At 45.8% G+C, this 14,265-nt stretch carries 14 protein-coding genes and 1 pseudogene; 9 read left to right on the top strand and 6 right to left on the bottom strand.

All coding sequences use genetic code 11. The features are described 5' to 3' along the window. Window positions 1-270: pseudogene (locus tag QUA07_RS13370) on the top strand (hypothetical protein); the annotation flags it as partial. Between the two features lie 131 nt (window positions 271-401). Here QUA07_RS13370 and QUA07_RS13365 read toward each other — a convergent pair. From QUA07_RS13365 to recA, 3 genes are all read right to left on the bottom strand, one after another. Next, window positions 402-668 carry a Txe/YoeB family addiction module toxin gene (locus tag QUA07_RS13365; protein ID WP_333325838.1) on the bottom strand — a complete coding sequence of 89 codons (267 nt, stop codon included), beginning with the start codon at window positions 666-668 and terminating at the stop codon, window positions 402-404. Continuing rightward, a complete protein-coding gene (locus tag QUA07_RS13360) occupies window positions 661-915 on the bottom strand; it encodes a type II toxin-antitoxin system prevent-host-death family antitoxin (RefSeq protein ID WP_333325836.1) in 255 nt (84 codons plus the stop codon). The genes QUA07_RS13365 and QUA07_RS13360 overlap by 8 nt, the downstream gene beginning before the upstream one ends. A gap of 250 nt (window positions 916-1,165) precedes the next feature. After that, a complete protein-coding gene (recA, locus tag QUA07_RS13355; protein WP_333081494.1) occupies window positions 1,166-2,305 on the bottom strand; it encodes a recombinase RecA in 1,140 nt (379 codons plus the stop codon). 316 nt (window positions 2,306-2,621) lie between these two features. Between recA and QUA07_RS13350 the strand changes: the two genes are divergently transcribed. Then, window positions 2,622-4,238, top strand: coding sequence for a glycosyltransferase family 39 protein (locus QUA07_RS13350; RefSeq protein ID WP_333325832.1), 1,617 nt, complete (start codon window positions 2,622-2,624; stop codon window positions 4,236-4,238). A 427-nt stretch (window positions 4,239-4,665) separates the two neighbouring features. Next, window positions 4,666-6,201: a peptide ligase PGM1-related protein gene (locus QUA07_RS13345; RefSeq protein WP_333325830.1), complete on the top strand. Its 1,536-nt coding sequence runs from the start codon at window positions 4,666-4,668 to the stop codon at window positions 6,199-6,201. 182 nt (window positions 6,202-6,383) lie between these two features. On the opposite strand, the gene lepB is transcribed toward QUA07_RS13345, so the two are convergent. Next, window positions 6,384-6,992 carry a signal peptidase I gene (gene lepB, locus QUA07_RS13340; protein ID WP_333081491.1) on the bottom strand — a complete coding sequence of 203 codons (609 nt, stop codon included), beginning with the start codon at window positions 6,990-6,992 and terminating at the stop codon, window positions 6,384-6,386. An 89-nt stretch (window positions 6,993-7,081) separates the two neighbouring features. On the opposite strand from lepB, the gene QUA07_RS13335 reads away from it, so the two are divergent. From QUA07_RS13335 to QUA07_RS13325, 3 genes are all read left to right on the top strand, one after another. Then, on the top strand, window positions 7,082-8,404 hold the full coding sequence (locus QUA07_RS13335; protein ID WP_333325827.1) for a dihydroorotase: 1,323 nt from the start codon (window positions 7,082-7,084) through the stop codon (window positions 8,402-8,404). Window positions 8,405-8,465: 61 nt separating this feature from the next. Next, window positions 8,466-8,807: a DUF433 domain-containing protein gene (locus QUA07_RS13330; protein ID WP_333325824.1), complete on the top strand. Its 342-nt coding sequence runs from the start codon at window positions 8,466-8,468 to the stop codon at window positions 8,805-8,807. A gap of 3 nt (window positions 8,808-8,810) precedes the next feature. Further along, the gene (locus tag QUA07_RS13325; RefSeq protein ID WP_333325822.1) at window positions 8,811-9,146 is read left to right on the top strand and encodes a DUF5615 family PIN-like protein; all 336 of its coding nucleotides are present in this window, start codon (window positions 8,811-8,813) and stop codon (window positions 9,144-9,146) included. Window positions 9,147-9,162: 16 nt separating this feature from the next. On the opposite strand, the gene tsaE is transcribed toward QUA07_RS13325, so the two are convergent. Together tsaE and QUA07_RS13315 are read right to left on the bottom strand one after the other, a co-directional pair. Further along, window positions 9,163-9,612, bottom strand: coding sequence for a tRNA (adenosine(37)-N6)-threonylcarbamoyltransferase complex ATPase subunit type 1 TsaE (gene tsaE, locus QUA07_RS13320; protein ID WP_333325819.1), 450 nt, complete (start codon window positions 9,610-9,612; stop codon window positions 9,163-9,165). Between the two features lie 120 nt (window positions 9,613-9,732). Further along, entirely contained in the window at window positions 9,733-11,133 is a 1,401-nt protein-coding gene (locus QUA07_RS13315; RefSeq protein ID WP_333081488.1) for a gluconeogenesis factor YvcK family protein, read from the bottom strand. A 170-nt stretch (window positions 11,134-11,303) separates the two neighbouring features. Between QUA07_RS13315 and QUA07_RS13310 the strand changes: the two genes are divergently transcribed. The 3 genes from QUA07_RS13310 to QUA07_RS13300 all read left to right on the top strand — a co-directional run bounded on the left by QUA07_RS13310 (window position 11,304) and on the right by QUA07_RS13300 (window position 14,145). Next, window positions 11,304-12,086: an ATP-binding cassette domain-containing protein gene (locus QUA07_RS13310; protein WP_333066584.1), complete on the top strand. Its 783-nt coding sequence runs from the start codon at window positions 11,304-11,306 to the stop codon at window positions 12,084-12,086. Window positions 12,087-12,148: 62 nt separating this feature from the next. After that, window positions 12,149-12,529, top strand: coding sequence for a four helix bundle protein (locus tag QUA07_RS13305; RefSeq protein ID WP_333325816.1), 381 nt, complete (start codon window positions 12,149-12,151; stop codon window positions 12,527-12,529). Window positions 12,530-12,654: 125 nt separating this feature from the next. Next, window positions 12,655-14,145 (top strand): MlaD family protein, encoded by a 1,491-nt coding sequence (locus QUA07_RS13300; RefSeq protein WP_333325814.1) that lies wholly within the window; start codon window positions 12,655-12,657, stop codon window positions 14,143-14,145. The last annotated feature ends 120 nt before the right edge of the window (window positions 14,146-14,265 follow it).

The following is a 14,265-nucleotide window of genomic DNA, read 5'->3' as shown; positions in this document are numbered from 1 at the left end:
TTCATAGGATTGAAGAAAAAGCCAGCAGTTAATTTTTGTAAGTATTTAGAAAAGCATAAAGAAAGAATTATTAATTACGAACTTTTCCAGAGAGATGGAATCTGTTCGATTGGTTCTGGAGCAGTAGAATCAGGAATCAAGCAAATAGCTAGACGGGTTAAAATATCTGGAGCAAGTTGGAAATTAGACCATATTGGGCAGGTATTGGCTCATCGATGTGCTTACTTAAATGGCTTAATTGGTAGACCTCGAAAAACTGCACAAGTATAAATACTTATCGCAAAAGTGACATGCTCCCAACTCGCTATCGTCATAAAATTAAAATTAAACTGCTCAAAAAAACGCCGACTTTCCTGTTAAACAAAAACGCCGCACCATAGCTAAGCAGACCAAGGAGGATGTCAATCATAATAGTGGTATCGACAAGAGATAATCGTTAGATACTCGTCATCCACAGCATAAACTAATCGATTCGTATCATCAATTCGCCGCGACCAAAAACCAGCCAGATTCTCCCTCAGTGGTTCGGGCTTTCCGATCCCCTCAAACGGCAATCGGATTGTTGCCTCAATTAGCTTGTTAATTCGTTTTAAGGTTTTCTTATCTTGCCCTTGCCAATATAAATAATCGCCCCAAGCCTCATCCGTCCAGGCTAACTTTCTAGTCATCCAACAAATTTCGCTCTACCACTTTCCCCTGCTTAAAGTGAGCGATAGAACGCTCCAAATGGGCAGCATTGGCGGGAGATTTGAGTAAATGAACTGTTTCCAGCAAACTATTAAAGAACTCTAGCGACATCACCACCGCATCCTCCGCATCTCGTCTAGTGATGATGGTATAGTCCGTATCTTCCACTACTCTGTCTAAAACAGCCTTGAGGTTATTTCTCGCTTCGCTAAAAGAAACAATATTCATGTACTTGACACTTGTACTACTTACTGTACAAGTATAGCAATCCGCAATATATTCGGCAATCCCGATCTCATATCATGTCCGGTCAATTTACTGGTTCTATGGCTGGAGCCTGGGAACCGATACCTAGAGGAAGAGCCTCGCGAGCGAAAATTAAATTCGAGGCTCTAGGTAGCTGTGGAGTGTTACTTTCGCTCCAGCCTGGTAACGAGTAAACAATCAGTAAACGAGTAATAATTGAGGACTAAAAAACTTAGATTTCTTCGTCCAAACCATCTACATCATCTACCTCATCATTTACATCATCTACATCATCTACATCATCTACATCATCTACCTCAATAGGAGCGACAGAATTAGCAGAAACCAGAGCACCTGTCTCAAGTTTCTTTTTAACTAGCTCCTCAATTTCATTTTTGAAATCGATGTTTTTCTCCATGTGCTGGATCACTTTGTCTCGTCCTTGAGCTATGTTCTCTCCGTTGTAGCTATACCAAGAACCTTTTTTCAGAATTACTCCCATTTCGTCGGCCAAGTCAGTCAGACAGCCTAAAGTAGAAATGCCTTTGCCAAATACAATGTCAAATTCGGCAATGCGGAAAGGCGGAGCAACTTTATTTTTAGCAACTTTAACTTTCGTGCGGTTGCCGTATTCTTCGGTACCTTTTTTCAAGCTTTGAATGCGGCGAATGTCGAGCCGCACGCTGGCGTAGAATTTGAGTGCGTTACCGCCGGTTGTGGTTTCCGGGTTGCCGTAAGTTATGCCGATTTTCTGCCGCAATTGGTTGAGAAAGATGACGGTACAGCCGGATTTGCCGATATTGCCGGTGATTTTCCGCAAAGCTTGACTCATCAAGCGCGCTTGCAAACCCATGTGGGAGTCGCCCATGTCGCCTTCGATTTCGGCGCGGGGGACGAGGGCGGCTACGGAGTCAATTACTACGATATCGACGGCGACGGAACGGACGAGTTGATCGACTATTTCTAGGGCCATTTCGCCGGTATCCGGCTGGGAAACTAAGAGATTTTCAATATCGACGCCTAAAGCTGAGGCGTAGGTGGGATCGAGGGCGTGTTCGGCATCGACGAAGGCTGCTATACCGCCGGATTTTTGGACTTCGGCGATCGCGTGGAGAGCTAGAGTGGTTTTACCGGAACTTTCCGGGCCGTAAATTTCAATAACTCGACCTTTTGGCAAACCGCCGCCCAAAGCAATGTCTAGTGTCAGGGCTCCGGTGGGAATGGTTTCTACCCTCATGCGAGTGGAGTCTCCCAATCGGACGATCGCCCCTTTGCCAAAGCTGCGCTCGATTTGGGAGAGTACGGAAGTTAGAGCTTTTTGCTTTTCTGAGTTTTCAGTGGAAGTTTTTATAGACGCTTCTTTTTTTGCCATTTGCGGTACGCGGGTAGACCCCTTGCGGAGCTTGTTGATTAACTGTACAACACGTATGTTAGCAGTTATTTTTGGGGTCTGGAGGTTCTGGGAGCATTTGGTTGAAGATTCTTGATTTTGGGGTGGTTCAGCCTGCTCCCGCCTTCAGAATGCCCAAGATGTAGAAGATATTTAACTGGTTCCCAGGCTCTGTCTGGGAACCGATGTAAGCGAGGTTCTGCCTCGAAAAGCTTACATTAAAATTGGAGGCAGAGCCTCCGGATCTGTGTTACCAGGCAGAGCCTGGTAACAAGTAATCGCCACAATTAGGACAAGCATGGCATCTACAACACATCAAGACACATCTGTCAATAGCAAAAATTTCCGCTGGTTGATTAACTTATTGGCGATCGGCATTTTACTTGGTATCGGATTTCGGTTTTTTGAGATCGATCGCAAACTGTACTGGCACGACGAAGCTTACACATCAATCCGCGCCGCTGGTTTCACCCGCCAAGAAATTGACGACGAACTATTCCAAAACCGGATTTTTCCCGCACCAGAATTGCAAAAATATCAGCGGATTAAACCGGGAAGTACAGAAGCAGACACCATTCGTTCTTTAGCACTAGAAGACCCGCAGCATCCGCCTTTATACTTTCTCATGGCTCGTTGGTCGATGCAGCAATTTGGCAGTTCTCTAACAGCATCTCGCAGTTTGCCAGCACTATTGAGTTTGCTGTCGCTGCCTTTGATGTACGCTTTAGCTCAGGAACTTTTCGCCTCGAATTTGGCTGCGTTATTAGCAACAGCACTTTTGGCTTTATCACCCTTTGATATATTGTTTGCTCAGACAGCAAGGCAGTACAGTTTGCTGACAGCCACAGTTATTGGGAGCAGTTGGCTGCTGCTGAGAGCAGTGCGGTTGCGGGATTGGCAAAATTGGGTATTTTACTCGCTGGCGATCGCCCTTGGTTTCTACACTCATCCTTTCTTCAGTTTAACACTCATTGGACACGGAGTTTTTATAATTTCTTACTGGTTGTTTGTCAAAAAAACAAAATTGCCCGGTCACGTAACTAATTCCCAATTTTTCTTAGCAGTAACAGCAGCTTTAATATTGTATATCCCCTGGATTTACGTGCTGGCGACCAACCTGGGACGAGCATCAGCTACGACAGATTGGACGCGAGTATCTCCGGGTTGGCTGTATCTTGTCAAATTGTGGACACTCAGCTTTACAGCTTTATTTTTTGACTTCGACTTCGGGTTTGATAATATTTGGACTTATCTGCTGAGATTGCCATTTTTGCTGTTATTTGCGGCAGCCCTTTACACAATCTGCCGCCGCACTAGCAGTTCAACTTGGCTGTTTATTGTAACATCAATTTTTGTACCTTTTTTGCTCCTGGCTTTACCGGATCTCATCCTAGGTGGCAAACGTTCGGCAGTCAGCCGTTATCTGATTTCGTGCTTTCCGGGAGTGCAGCTAGCAGTTGCTTACTTGCTCGCCAGTAACGTGAAAACTCAGCAGCGGTTTTGGCAAGTCATTTTAGCCCTGGTTTTTACAGCAAGTATAGCATCCTGTACTGTCAGCGCTTTTTCTGATACTTGGTGGAGCAAAGACTTGAGCTATTTTAATGCTGAAGTTGCGAAAATTATTAACAAAGAGGCGATAGCTAACCGATCGATTAAAGATACAATTGTAATTAGCGATCGCGGCAACGATTTTACGAACATGGGAGATTTGCTGTCTCTGAGTTATTTGCTCGACAAAGACGTGCGGCTGATGCTGATGAGCCAGTCGCCAGAAATCGAGATGCTGAACAAATATTCGGCTCCGCTGGTGTTCCGCCCCTCGGAAAAATTGCGATCGGCTCTCAAGCAAAATCAACGCCGCTTAGAGCCAATATTGCAGTATGCCAGACTTTTTCGAGCGCGGCGAGCTTCTTAGAGCAATTCTGAAAAGTAGCTGTAGGGACACTCCAAGAGCCCAAGGCGTGTCAACTTAACGTCAAACCTAGTTATAGACGGCTGTTTGACTATTAAGGCCAGATCCCCCCTAGCCCCCCTTAAGAAGGGGGGGACAGGAAGCCTCTTTAAGTCCCCCTTCTTAAGGGGGATTTAGGGGGATCTGGACTCAGGTAAAAACGAGATTTATCAAGGCTTTCAAGCTTAAGTTGACACCTATGGGCATTGCCGTCTCCGGCGTCGGGATTCGGGACATGGCAAGGCCTAAGTCCCTACTGTTCGTTTTAATAATTGGTATAAGATTTAGAATTGTAGTCAGACAAAAAAACTCTGTCAGTTGTCTCAAGTATTGGGGCTGACACACCCGACATCATCAGCAATAATTATTTGAATACTTAGGATAAAAAGCAATGCAAGAGTTAAATAAATCATCTTCCGAATCCGCGCAGAAGTTTCGCAATCTTCAGACAGAATTACGCGATCGTTGGCGAGCGATAGAAGAATTCGACAGCGGAGATTGTGATATTATTATCATTCCTTCTGTCAGCTTAGATCAGCAAGAAATGCGGAAAATTGAGGGTGCTTACCACTACGAAGAGCGACATTTATTTTCATTGATTCGCCTGCGAAATCCCCACACGCGCTTAATTTACATTACCTCGGAGCCATTGCACCCGATGATTGTGGATTATTACCTGCAATTGCTGCCGGGAATTCCGTTTTCTCACGCGCGCGATCGGCTTTTGCTGTTCAGTGCTTACGATGCTTCTGCCAAATCCCTCACCCAGAAAATTTTAGAGCGCCCCCGCTTGATGGAGCGCATTCGTCAAGCAGTACGGCCGAAAAAATCTTATATGGTTTGTTATAACTCGACGCCCTTAGAACGCGAGTTATCTGTTCAATTGGGGATTCCTTTGTGGGCCAGCGATCCCGATCTGTTATACTGGGGAACAAAAAGCGGTAGCAGGCAAATTTTCCAAGAATGTGGCGTGCCTTATCCTGACGGTTCCGAGTTGGTTTGGAATGCGGAAGATTTAGCAGAAGCTGCCGCTCAATTGTGGGAACGGCAGCCACATTTGCAGCGCATCGTAATTAAGTTAAATGAAGGTTTTTCGGGGGAAGGGAATGCAATTTTAGACCTGAAGTCCCTGGCAGGTAAAGCGCCTACAGAAAGAGCAAAGGCAATTGGCGATCACTTCCATAATTTACGCTTTCAATCCAAAGGCGAAACCTGGGACAACTTTAGCAGCCGCATTCCCGAATTAGGGGCAATTGCCGAAGCATTTATCGAAGGAGAAGAAAAGTTCTCCCCCAGCGTTCAAGGCAGAATTATTCCCAGCGGCGAAGTAGAAATCCTCTCCACTCACGACCAGATTTTAGGAGGCCCAGACGGCCAAATTTTCTTGGGTTGCCGATTTCCGGCGGACGAATCTTACCGGCTGGCGTTGCAAGAATTGGGATGGAAAGTCGGGCAAAACTTAGCTAAAAAAGGCGCTTTAGAAAGATTTGGAGTAGATTTTCTCGCTGTAAAGCAATCCGACGGAAAATGGGATCTTCAAGCAATAGAAATTAACTTACGTAAAGGAGGCACAACTCATCCGTTTATGGCTTTGAAACTGTTAACAAACGGTCGTTACGAGCGTACTACCGGATTATTTTATAGCCAGCAGGGCCGTCCGAAATATTATGTCGCTTCGGACAATTTGAAAAAAGAGCGCTATCGGGGATTATTACCGAACGATTTGATGGATATTATTGCTGACAATCAACTGCACTTTGACAGCGGTACAGAGACGGGCAGTGTGTTTCATTTAATGGGTTGTTTGTCGGAGTTTGGCAAATTGGGAGTGACGAGTATCGGCAATTCGCCGCAACAAGCTGAGGAGATGTATAACAAAGTTGTGAAAGTTCTCGATCGCGAAACGCCAGGCGATGTTAAATTTTAGATTTTAGATTTTAGAATTGATCCAGCCAGTAAGCTTAGATCCCCGGCTTCTTGAAGAAGTCGGGGATCTAATATCCTTAGCGTTTTGTATAGCAAACGATAAGACGATTAGGATGTTCTTAATCACCCAAATCATTGCTATTATTGAATGGGCTTTTTTGCTTCTTCCTTCTTCCGTTAGAGCTAATTTTTAGCGGGATAAAGGGGCGTGGGGTCGATCGAACCTGTGCGGTTGAGTGGCCAAAAACGCACAATTGCCCTACCGATGATATTTTGCTTGGGTACAAAGCCCCAATAATGACTGTCACAGCTTGCGTTGCGGTTGTCGCCGAGTACCAAGTAAGAATTTGGAGCTACAACTACAGGCCCGTAGGGATACTGCGGAATTTCTTCAATATATTTTTCCTGTAGCGGCTGCTTGTTAATAAAAACTTTTCCTTCTCTGACTTCCACACTGTCCCCCGGCAGTCCGATCACTCGCTTGATATAGGCATCTTTGATCGGTGGCGGCTGTCCCGTGCACAAACTAGCCGGATCGGGAGGCATAAATACAATAATATCTCCTCGCTGGGGCTCTTGGAATCGATAGCTGACCTTATCTATAATTAATCGATCGTTAATTTGTAAGGTTGGGAGCATCGAGCCGGTGGGAATGTAGCGTGCTTCGGCAACCAGGGTGCGGATACCAAAGGCTAAAAATGCTGCTAAGCCGATCGTCTTAATTCCTTCGATCCAAGGATTTTCGGTGTCTTGCGGAGGTTTTTCGTCGGCTGACTTGTCTAGACGAGTCATAGTGTATTGTAGTGACTGAGCTGGATACGAATTATAAACTTAATAATGCTTCCATGCTAGCACGCTGTTTACTCAATTAATGATATCTTATGACTCCCAAATCAAGTTTGTTAATCCGTCGCGCTCGCATTCTTTTGCCCAACGGTGAGTTTTTGGTAGGAGATGTGCAAATCTGCGATCGCAAAATTGTCAAGGTTGCTGCGGAAATTGTCGAATCTGGCGATCGAGAAATAGATGCGAAAGGCTTAACTCTGTTACCCGGAGTAATTGATCCCCAGGTACACTTCCGGGAACCGGGTTTAGAACACAAGGAAGACTTGTTTACGGCTAGCTGTGCTTGCGCTAAAGGCGGCGTGACATCGTTTCTGGAAATGCCGAATACGCGACCTCTGACCACAACCCAAGCTGCCTTAGATGATAAACTAAGTCGCGCTGCCGAGAAGTGTTTGGTGAATTACGGCTTTTTTATTGGTGCAACGCCAGAGAATTTGCCGGATTTGTTGAATGCGAATCCGACTCCGGGAATTAAGGTGTTTATGGGTTCGATGCACGGGCAGTTGTTGGTGGATGGAGAAGCAACTTTAGACCAGATTTTTGCCAAGGGCGATCGGCTAATTGCGGTACACGCAGAAGACCAAGCTAGAATCAACCAGAGGCGTCAGGAATTTGCCGGGATTTCCGATATTGCAGTTCACTCGCAAATTCAAGACAATCAAGCAGCTTTATTGGCAACTCAACTAGCAGTAAAACTTTCTAATAAATATCAGCGGCGACTGCACATTCTGCACCTTTCAACGGGGGATGAAGCTGAGTTTTTGCGCCAGGAAAAACCGAGTTGGGTGACAGCAGAAGTTACGCCGCAGCATTTGTTGTTAAATACCAGCGCTTATGAAACTATTGGCAGTTTAGCTCAGATGAATCCGCCTTTGCGCGAGCCCCGCGATAACGAAATACTTTGGCAAGCTTTACTCGACGGGGTAATTGATTTTATCGCCACCGACCACGCGCCGCATACATTAGCAGAAAAAGCTCAAGAATATCCAAATACGCCGTCGGGAATGCCCGGAGTCGAAACTTCTTTGCCTTTGATGCTGACGCAAGCAGTAGAGGGAAGATGTACAGTTGCTCAAGTTGCTAATTGGATGTCGGCGGCTGTTGCTAAGGCTTATAAGATTCCGAACAAAGGGGCGATTGCTCCGGGTTTTGACGCCGATTTAGTCTTAGTTGATTTGGAGAACTACCGCCCGGTGATCGGAGCAGAGATGGCGAGCAAGTGCGGCTGGAGTTCCTTTGAAGGTTGGAGTTTGACTGGATGGCCAGTTGTGACTGTTGTGGGAGGAAAAGTTGTTTTTGAGAATGGTAAATTGGATACAAATGTGAGGGGAGAAGCCTTGACATTTGACGCTGAGTAAGCATGGATTTGACTCAAGTGTTATAATTGGGTATTCCTGCATCGCAAAGGCGATTTTACCCATGCTTCTCCAAGAACTAGAAACACAACTCCTGGCCTTAACTCCGACTGAGAAAGCTGAAGCCATCGGGCTTTTAACCCAAAGTTTAAACAATAGCTGGCCAGGAATTACCAAGACTCCCGACGTGTGTGGCGGCGATGCTTGCATTGCCAAAACTCGACTTCCCGTTTGGCTGTTCGTGAGTTTACGTCGTCAAGGTTCAAGCGATGCTGAACTTCTACAATTTTATCCCCAGTTGAATGCTGCAAACTTAGTAAATGTCTGGACTTATGCTGAGGCTAACTCAGAAGAAATTGAAACAGCACTCCGAGAAGAAGCAGCAGCAATGATGCAGGAAGTATAATTTATGGCACGTTTCTATGCAGATGAACAGTTCCCGTTTCCTGTTGTGGCATTGCTGCGAAATTTTGGTCACGATGCCCTGACTATTCAAGAGGCAGGAAATGCGGGAGATGATGACCCCGAAGTATTAGCCTTTGCTGTGAATAACGATCGGGCGGTTATGACGCAAAATCGTCGGCATTTCATTCGCTTGCATACTCAACAACCAAATCATGCTGCTATTATCGTGTGTACAGACGATAAAAATCTAGAAAGGTTGGCAACAGGCATCAATGATGCTATTGCTGGTGAGGAAACTTTGAGGGGGAAATTGATTGGAGTCAACCGTCCGACGCAGTAAGTTCGATCGCCTTTTCTCAAACTTCCAATTGCCAATCCAATAAGTCGCCATTACCAATTACTTCAGCTTGCCGCCAGTTATCTAGATAACTCAAAGAAATTTGCAAATAATTTTCTGGCTTGTACTGCAATCTTTCCGCCCATTCGATCGCCACAATTCCCAAATCCATTTCTAACCCGTCCCAATAACTTTCTAAGTGCAAAGCCTCCACTTCTTCGGGTTCTAATCGATATAAATCTAGATGATACAGCGGAACTCGCCCTTCAAAATACTCGTTAATCAGCGTAAAAGTAGGACTCTCAACCGAGTCTGATATTCCTAAACCTTCAGCAATGCCTTGAACCAAGGTAGTTTTGCCCGCACCTAAATCTCCTTGTAATAAGATTAGAGTGCCGGCGGGGAGCGCTCGACCTAACGCAACACCAAACTTGCGCGTAGCCTCAGAATCGGGAAGCAAAGTTTTCATTTCAATAGTTAGTCATTAGTCATTTATTATTTGTTATGTGTTATTTGTTATTTGTTACTCGCTGGCGGCTGCCAATAACCAATAACCAATAATATTAGTCAACAGTCAACAGTCAGCAGCTTAAATGTTGTGCGCGCGGCCGTACCAACGCAGCAACATCCCCGCCAACCTTTGAGAATTGTGGCGAATTAAACCCGTATTTTTATCTTCATCCATCACATTTGCGATGACAATTCGCCGCCCCAATTGCGTTACGGCTTCTCGATCGAGCACAACCGGATAAGAATTCTCCTGAGAATAGCGGATCAAAGCCTTTGCAGAAGGGACTTTGCCTTGAACTACTACAGCATCGAACAGGGGCCGGCCGCAAGCGCGATCGATCGCCCGAATGTGGTCTGCAACACTGTATCCGTCGGTTTCCCCCGGCTGAGTCATAATATTGCACACATAAATGCGCGGAACTTCGCTGTTGGCGATCGCATCAGCAATTTCCGGCACCAACAAATTCGGAATGACACTCGTATAAAGACTCCCCGGCCCAATAATGATAAAATCCGCTTCCCGAAGTGCTTGGGCCACCTTCGGTAACGCCGGAGGATTAGCAGGAGTGCAGCCTATTCTGAGGATTTTTCCGTTAGCTTTTGTAATGCTGGACTCCCCCTCAATCCTGCGGCCGTCAGCCAGTTCTGCCCACAAAGAAACGTCGCTCAGAGTGGCCGGCAGCACTTCTCCCCTAACTGCTAAAACTTTAGAACTCGCGGCGATCGCCTGTTCCAAATCTCCAGCAATATCGCTCATCGCCGTCAAAAACAAATTCCCAAAACTGTGACCCATCAAACCGTCACCGGCCTGAAAGCGATATTGAAATAACTCAGTCAATAACTTTTCCTCATCTGCCAAAGCCGCCAAACAATTGCGAATGTCTCCGGGTGGCAATACCCCAATTTCCCGCCGCAGCCGGCCGGAAGACCCCCCATCATCCGCCACCGTGACAATAGCAGTGATTTTGGCACTGTAATCCTTCAATCCCCTGAGCAAATTAGAAAGACCGGTACCGCCCCCAATTGCCACAATTTTCGGGCCGCGGTGCAAGCGGCGGTGGTTGAGAAGTCGATCGACCAATTCCTCATTCCCTTCGGGCATCAGCACTTGAGTAATAGAGTTCAAACTGCGAGTTTGCCCCCACAGAATTAACAAAATCCCGCCAGCAATGATGATCGGCCCCGACACGTAATTGGGAATAACTTCCGCAATCCACGCCAAAAAATTTCTCAACAATTGCAATAAGAAGAAAATGGGAGTCATCCCAGTCCAAATTGCTAAACCCAAAGTGGCAAGTACCACGCCGCTGGCACTGATCAGCAGCCACCGTTTCACTAACAGCCCGGGGGCTAACCACTTAAACCACTGGTGAACTCGCCCGTTCCGCAAAGAAGGGGGGTAAGGATTTCTGGATTGGGCAAAAACCTGCTTGGCTTTAGCCAAGACGCGGAGGGCTTTAGGAAGTGAACTAATTGACATGGTTAATTAGTCTTAATGGTATTGGAACAGATCGATCTGACAAATTTACAATACAAGAGAGTTTTGATTTGCCAGTCAATTTTAGTTATTAGTCATTAATCATTAGTCAGGAGTCATTAGTCATTAGGTAGACTGAGGACTGAGGACTGATAACTTATTGATAACATTTTATGGCTGAGCCACTAATCGAACTCAAGGGGGTAAGTAAGTCCTTCGGCCAGAACCCGATCCTCGATCGAGTCGATCTGAGGATTTATCGGGGAGAGGCCCTGGCAATTATTGGCCCTTCCGGGACGGGGAAATCTACGATTCTGCGGATAATTGCGGGTTTGTTGGCCCCGGATGCCGGTGAGGTTTTTGTTCAGGGACAGCGCAGGGTCGGATGGGTGGACGACGTGGCAGATCCGATCGGAATTGGGATGGTGTTTCAGCAAGCGGCTTTGTTTGATTCGCTGACGGTGGAGGAGAATGTCGGTTTTTTACTTTACCAGCATTCTAAGCTGCCGCGCCGCCGGATTCGGGAATTGGTGGAGGAAAAGTTGGAGATGGTGGGTTTGCCGCGAATTGGCGAACGCTATCCAGCGCAGTTGTCTGGGGGAATGAGGAAGCGGGTAAGTTTTGCCCGCGCGATCATGGCGAATCCTGATAATGACAGGGATAATCCAGAGGTTTTGCTGTACGACGAACCGACGGCGGGTTTAGATCCGATCGCTTCGACGGTAATTGAAGATTTAATCAGGGACTTGCAGGCGGCCCAAGGTGTTTGCAGCACTTATGCGATCGTCACTCACCAAGACAGTACCATCCGCCGCACTGCCGATCGCATCGTGTTTCTCTATCGAGGCAAAGTGCAATGGGAGGGAACTGTCAATGACATTGCATCGACAGATAATTTGCTGATCAGACAATTTTTTAGTGGCAGTGTTACTGGGCCAATTCAAGCGCTTGGATAGTCAATTGTCATTATTCCTTAGTCATTAGTCATTAGTTATTAGTCATTAAGGTCGAGGGTAATATGGCAACAAAAAGTTTTCAGGAATTGCGAGTTTATAAATTATCAGAACGACTAGCAGATGAAATTTGGCAAACTGTTAAGACTTGGGAGCCATTTGCCAAAGATACGATCGGCAAACAAATTGTCCGTTCAGCCGATAGCGTCGGTGCTAACATAGCAGAAGGAGTGGGACGAGGCAGTTATCAAGACAACAGACGCTTTGTCAAGATAGCTAGAGGTTCTTTATATGAAACTCAACACTGGTTGAGACGAGCTTACACTCGAAACCTTTTAACCGTTCAACAAGTAAATACATTCACAGCAATCATTAATGACTTAGCCCCTCAATTAAACTCATACCTACAATCTATCGGGTCATCCCCTAAAAATGATGCTCAATGACCAATGACTAATAACTAATAACCCATAACTAATAACCCATAACTAATGACTAATGACCAATGACCAATGACTAATGACCAATGACTAATGACCAATGACTAATGACCAATGACTAAGGAGGTAATATGCGATCGCGAACTGTAAGAGAAGGTTCTGTCGGGTTCTTAATTTTAGTAGGAATCGGTTTATTTGGTGGCTTAGTGCTCTGGCTGCGGGGCGTGCAGGTAGGGAACCGCAGCTACAAATTCGCCGTAGAATTTGGCAGCGCCCAAGGAATGCAAATCGGCACGCCCATCAGGTATCGCGGGGTGGCAGTCGGTAAAATTACCGCCCTCAAACCGGGTTCCAACGGCGTAGACGTGACGCTGGAGATTTCCCCCGGTACTTTAGTGATTCCCAGGGATGTTACGATCGAAGCGAATAAATCGGGTTTAATTGGCGAATCGTCGATCGACATTACCCCCAACTCGATTTTGCCAGAATCATTACTTACCGCCAATCCCGTTAGTGCCGACTGTCCCTCGGAGATTATCTGCCAAAATTCGCGCTTAAAAGGTCAAGCTGGAGTCACTATCGACGAACTAATTAAATCCACAGTCCGCCTAGCTAATTTCTACACCGACCCCGCGCTGTTCAACAATATTAAATCTCTTGCCGAGAATACAGCCAACACAGCTAAAGGTGCAGCTAAACTTACTCAAGATTTATCGACTTTAACTAAAACTGCCCAAGCGGAAATAAAAACTTTAAATCAATCAGTAAGGGGAGACATTGGGAGTTTAAATCAATCTGTTAAAACCGAAATAGCAAGTTTAAATCAATCATTAAAGGGGGAAGCAAGCACCTTAAATCAATCATTAAAGGGAGAAGCAAACACCTTAAATCAATCGCTCAAGACAGAAATATCAGCAGTCGCCGCTGATGTGTCTAAAGTGGCAGCTACGGCGGACACTTCCACAAAAGCCGTATCTGCCGCTGCGATAAATTCTGCTAATTCAGTAAGTCAAGCAGCCAATCAAGTTACATTAACAGCCAACCAACTCAATTCTTTAGTAACAACCAACCGCGCCAGTTTAGTCTCAACTCTGAATAACATCAATCAAAGCAGTCAGGAACTGCGCGTAGCTGTTAGCAGTTTGAGTCCGACAATAAATCGCATCAACCAAGGACAATTGCTGAACAATTTAGAAGTTTTATCAGCGAATGCTGCCCAAGCTTCTGGTAATTTGCGAGATTTATCCAGCCAGGTAAACAATCCCGCCACTTTGCTATTATTGCAGCAAACTCTAGATTCTGCACGAGCTACATTTCAGAACGTGCAAAAAATTACTTCCGACGTGGATGATTTGACGGGAGATCCGGCTTTCCGCAACAATATTCGCAGGTTGTTCAACGGATTAGGAGGCTTGTTAGGCTCGACAGAACAACTGCGACAGCAAGTTAAAGTCACTCAAACATTAGCTCCCCTTTCTGAAAAAGTAAATGCGAGTACGCCTGCCAGAAATCAATCAGTAGAGCCTGGATTTCCCAGCTTGCAAAAACAGCCCAAATTGCCTGTTATACCTTCTCAAACTGCAAGGTCAGCAGAACCATTGGCTCCAGAAAATAATCCTTAAAACAGGGTATCATTGAATAACCGCAATTATTGCAAGATGCGCGAGCTACTCTAGTTAATAACCAGCGCAATACGCACCCCGATTACAGCTAGTTAATAAGGTGCGCCTTTCGCACCAGGT

Origin of the sequence: Microcoleus sp. T3_A4 (assembly GCF_036700465.1) — a bacterium.
Classification (GTDB): Bacteria; Cyanobacteriota; Cyanobacteriia; order Cyanobacteriales; family Microcoleaceae; genus Microcoleus.
The sequence above is the reverse complement of the archived record's forward strand: the minus strand, read 5'-3'. Positions and strand labels throughout refer to the sequence as shown.